Origin of the sequence: Vibrio sp. 10N.261.55.A7, from assembly GCF_002877365.1 — a bacterium.
Lineage (GTDB): Bacteria > Pseudomonadota > Gammaproteobacteria > Enterobacterales > Vibrionaceae > Vibrio.
Genome location: NZ_MCWZ01000145.1, coordinates 1 through 4,757, shown reverse-complemented (window position 1 = coordinate 4,757; position 4,757 = coordinate 1). Strand labels below are relative to the sequence as shown.

5 protein-coding genes are annotated in these 4,757 nt (G+C 41.7%); 3 read left to right on the top strand and 2 right to left on the bottom strand.

All coding sequences use genetic code 11. The features are described 5' to 3' along the window. Positions 1-220 (bottom strand): LysR family transcriptional regulator (locus BCU12_RS09035; protein WP_133153843.1); only part of this gene is annotated, 220 nt, incomplete at its 3' end. Positions 221-409: 189 nt separating this feature from the next. Here BCU12_RS09035 and BCU12_RS09030 point away from each other — a divergent pair. The 3 genes from BCU12_RS09030 to BCU12_RS09020 all read left to right on the top strand — a co-directional run bounded on the left by BCU12_RS09030 (position 410) and on the right by BCU12_RS09020 (position 2,750). Then, entirely contained in the window at positions 410-700 is a 291-nt protein-coding gene (locus BCU12_RS09030; protein WP_102403998.1) for a putative quinol monooxygenase, read from the top strand. A 52-nt stretch (positions 701-752) separates the two neighbouring features. After that, positions 753-1,409 (top strand): nitroreductase family protein, encoded by a 657-nt coding sequence (locus tag BCU12_RS09025; protein WP_102403997.1) that lies wholly within the window; start codon positions 753-755, stop codon positions 1,407-1,409. Between the two features lie 147 nt (positions 1,410-1,556). After that, complete coding sequence (locus BCU12_RS09020) at positions 1,557-2,750, top strand: class I SAM-dependent methyltransferase (RefSeq protein WP_102403996.1); 1,194 nt, start codon at positions 1,557-1,559, stop codon at positions 2,748-2,750. A gap of 102 nt (positions 2,751-2,852) precedes the next feature. Here the strand turns inward: BCU12_RS09020 and BCU12_RS09015 are convergent. Next, positions 2,853-4,757, bottom strand: a 1,905-nt coding sequence (locus BCU12_RS09015; RefSeq protein WP_198599294.1) for a M10 family metallopeptidase C-terminal domain-containing protein, incomplete at its 5' end; no start/stop codon positions are given.

Here is a 4,757-nt window from a genome sequence, read left to right as displayed (position 1 = left end):
TTTGTAAGGCTTGTTTGCATTGCGGGATGTAACGCTCTCCGACTGAGGAAAGTCTAAGGTGACGAGTGGTTCTTACAAAGAGTTCTGCACCAAGTTGATTTTCTATTCTTTTGACTGCAGCACTTGCAGTTGCAACACTAAGATCCAGTGAAGCAGCCGCAGACGAAATACTTTTTAGTTCAGATACTTTGAGTACAATTTTTAGGTCTTCGGTTTGCATATAGAGCTCACTTTAGATGATAAGCAACAATTCAGTTTTAAATGGGTTAAATCTTAGAAAATCACATTATCAAAAATAATTTGATAATAATTCAAGTATTGCATGGTTTTTATTTTACAGAGACACAACTACTATTACCTTGTCGACACGGCAACACACCCTAATTTTTTTAGTACCGAGGAAATAGACATGACCAAACTCACTATTGTTGCGAACATCATTGCTAAACCAGAGAGTGAAGAACAAGTAAAAATCGAGCTTTTGAAATTGATAGATGTAACACGCTCAGAAGAAGGTTGTATCAACTACGATCTTCACCAAGATAATGAAAATCCAGCTCATTTCATGTTTTATGAAAACTGGACATCACGTGAATTATGGCAAAAACACATGAATAACGAGCACTTAGCTGAGTACATGAGAGCAACAGAGGGTTGCGTTGAACAATTTGTTTTAAATGAAATGAGTCATATTGCTTAACTATGTTCCATAACACTATTTAAAAACTGTTTTGAAAACCATAGGGACAATAATGACACACATTATTATTAAAGACTTGAATGAACGCTATACAACAAAACGATACGACTCAGATAAGCGCGTACCTCAAGATAAGCTTAACGTGTTGTACGAAGCAATGCGCCTGTCTGCGTCGTCAATTAATTCGCAACCATGGAAGTTCATCGTAATCGAAAGCGACGAAGCAAAGCAAAGAATGCACAGCACTTTTGAATACAAGCACCAGTTTAACCGACCTCATGTGATGGCCGCCTCCCATATCATTTTGTTCGCGCACAACCCGAGCTACAAACGCGAAGATTATGCAAAGGTAGTAGATAAAGGAATAAAAGACGGCCGTACCAAACCAGACAATCGCGAGCAAGCTTTTGGTAGTTTCGCATTTGCTGAGCTCAATACTGACGAAAATGGCAATACAGCTGCTTGGACTAAGTCTCAAGTTTACTTAGCTTTAGGAAATACACTCCATGTTCTAGCCCGTTTAGGTATTGATTCTACAACGATGGAAGGTGTAGATAGCGAACAAATCAATCAAGAATTCTCCAATGAATTAGGTGGCTATGAGTGCGAGGTAGCATTGGCTATTGGCTATCATCATGCAGAAGAAGATTTTAACGCTAAACTTCCCAAGTCGCGCCTAGACTTAGAAGAAGTTGTTCACATCCTTTAATTTGCTGTAAAAGAGCCTAGTATTTAACTTGGCTCTTTTACAGACAGATAAAACAAGTCTACTCCTAATTCCCTCAAACCACTCTCTGATTGCTTTTTACTATCGCTTGCAAGACAATACCCCACCCTAAATTTACAGAGCAAGCAAATGACTCCTGCTATTTACTTAGTCAAAGGCCGTGATAAATCATTACGTCGTAAACACCCATGGGTATTCTCCCGTGGTATCCAACGTGTAGAAGGCGAACCGCAATCTGGTCAAACCGTTGACGTATTTGCTAATGATGGTAAATGGCTTGCGAAAGCAGCTTACTCTCCAACGTCTCAAATTCGTGCACGAGTGTGGAGCTTTGAAAAACGTGATATCAATAAAGCGTTTTTTGTTGAGAAAATTCAACAAGCTCAGCTATTGCGCGAAGATATTATTGAGCGAGACGGTTTAACAGGTTATCGCCTGATAGCAGCTGAGTCTGATTCGCTGCCTGGCATAACCATAGATAAATTCCAAAACTACCTTGTTTGTCAGCTTCTTAGTGCCGGAGCTGAACTCAATAAAAGTGTTCTAGTTGAAGCACTACTAGAGTGTTTCCCTGAGTGCAATATATACGAGCGTTCTGATGTAGCTGTTCGCAAGAAAGAAGGATTAGAGCAAACGGTTGGTATTCTTCATGGTGACACTCCGCCTGATTCAGTCATTATTGAAGAGAACGGCGTTAAGATCAGCGTTGATATTATCAATGGCCACAAGACGGGGTTTTACCTTGATCAACGCGACAGCCGTAAAGAGTCAATGAAATACGTAAAAGACAAAGACGTTCTAAACTGCTTCTCGTACACCGGTGGTTTTGGTCTATACGCCCTGAAAGGTGGTGCTAAGCGCGTTATTAATGCAGATGTGTCTCAACCAGCCCTTGATACTGCGAAATACAATGCTGAAATTAACGAATTTGATATCTCGAAAAAGCGCGCAGTATTTTTAAACGCTGACGTATTTAAGCTTCTACGTGAATACCGCGACCAAGGCACCAAATTCGACGTCATTGTCATGGACCCACCAAAGTTTGTGTCTAGTAAAAATAACCTGACGTCTGGCGCAAACGGCTACAAAGACATCAACATGCTAGCGATGCAGATCCTTAAACCGGGCGGCACGCTGCTAACTTATTCTTGCTCTGGCTTAATGAGCACTGACTTGTTCCAAAAAGTGATTGCAGATGCCGCGTTAGATGCTGGCCGTAGCGTAAAATTCGTAGAGCGTTTTGAACAAGCAGCGGATCACTTGATAGATACCGCCTATCCTGAAGGTTTCTACTTGAAAGGCTTTGCTTGTAAAGTACTTTAATCAAAATAGAACTGATAAAAGAAAGCCCGAAGTTCTTTATAGAGCTTCGGGCTTTTTGTTTGATATGACCTGTTCTAAAGGGCCTTTCGACCCTTTCAAAAACTAGTCTGTTGTTATTTTTATCGACATCAAATCATTAAGTAAACTCGCTGTGTCACTAAGTTCGCTAGGACTATATTGAGAAGCCGCATCTTGAAGTACAATGACTTGTGTATCACCATCATGGTTAACGGTTAACTTGATATCAGCTTCATCTCCAGTACCTTCAACTTCAACCTCAATACCAGCAAGCAATGCTTCCATCTCAGAACCAGACTCCTCACCAACAAGTTCAGAGAAATCCAACCTATCTTCACCTTTAGTGAAGTCGATAATCACATCTTCATGAGTCGAAAATGGTTCATCAACCCATTTGAAGATATCTTCGCCATCATCACCAGTTAAGAAATCGTTTCCTTGTCCACCGATGATAGTGTCATTACCTGAGCCTCCACGAACTGCGTCGTTACCGTCACCACCATCTAACAGGTCATGACCGGTGCCTCCGAAGATGATGTCTTGACCTTCCTCACCATAGATCTCATCGTTACCACCGCCACCATGGCCTACATCCAAACCTGGGGTAGAAGAACCGTCGACTTTCAGAGCTTCATCTTCTAACCCCCAAGTCAAACTAGAAAGGTTCTCCTCAGCAAAGCTACGAATAGCCGAGTCATGGTCATTTGGTGTAACAGTTAAATCTTGTATTGGTGAGTGGCTCATACCCAAGAAAATTGTATCGCTGCCGCTACCCATGTTGACTGTGTCATTACCTATACCTGCCTCTATGACAGCTCCATTTACTGAATCGTAGGAGATTGAGCTATGAATTTCTTTTTCATAGATAGTTGCCGCAGAAGCCTGCCAATCTAGGTCTCCATAAATCAGCTTCCCTTGAACATCTACTCCTGTAACCAGGGCCGTCACACTATCAATATGACCGCCCAATGTCGGTGTAGACTTTATCGCGGTTGAAGCAGAGACACTCACGGTTCCCAAGGTCGGGCTTTGCTGATTATCAGAATCAATAGCCCAATAAGTAAAACTATCTTCAATATCAACACTGCCATTAGCAGTTAAATCAACGCTCGCTATATTGAAGCTTGCGTTAGAGTTTTTATCATCAGAAACCGCGACTAATCGAACTTCATCAAACGTTGTCGTGCTAGAAACAATTGTTGATGAACCCGCGTGATTATCACTGCCTGTTATGTTTACAGCCTGTGTATCAACGAGCTGACCATTGTCATAAATGTATGCAATTATTTCAGCTTTGCCATTTCCTAAATGAGCGTTAAGGCTATCAAAGTTAACCGTCAGGGACGATATATTACCTTGTTCTGAGGCAATAGATATGTATTCCCCAATTTGAGTTTCATGTCCAGTACCTTGTCCATTATCCAGTGAACTGTCCACATAAAACCCGCCCTGAGATGGATTACCATCGAACTTAATCTGTCCATCATTGACAAACTGATCGGCAACAATCGTACCACCAGAAAGCGTGATGTTATCGACAGTAAGCGAGTCCACACCACTAACTACACCTGCCCCATCAGAAGAATCAATCGTACGAGTCACTTCAGCATCTCGATCCGCTACATAGAACACCTTTGACGTATCCGTAACCTCGGAACCTTTTGTTAGCTCTAGATATACACCAGCAGAAGCCTCGTAATATAGCTTTCCGGAAGTCGGCATATCTTCCAACTTAACTTCGGTCACTTTACTCGGTACTGCATCGTCTTCAACATCTGTCGCGTTCGGCTCAAAATCGACTTCAGCTACGCTATGCTCTGATGATAATGAGAAGCTATTTGCAGTTGGAAGCTCATTTGTTACTGGTGTACCAGATACTGGAATAACATTAATTAGACTTGTCGCAACTTCCGATTCCAGTCCATGCCCATCTGTAACTATTACTTCGATTTCTCTTTGAGTCGTGTCAGGGTCTTCACTAGAGTTTGT

Bases quoted from the DNA above. Each gene is read 5' to 3' on its own strand.
- BCU12_RS09030 (WP_102403998.1), top strand. From the start codon at position 410: ATGACCAAACTCACTATTGTTGCGAACATCATTGCTAAACCAGAGAGT.
- BCU12_RS09025 (WP_102403997.1), top strand. From the start codon at position 753: ATGACACACATTATTATTAAAGACTTGAATGAACGCTATACAACAAAA.
- BCU12_RS09020 (WP_102403996.1), top strand. From the start codon at position 1,557: ATGACTCCTGCTATTTACTTAGTCAAAGGCCGTGATAAATCATTACGT.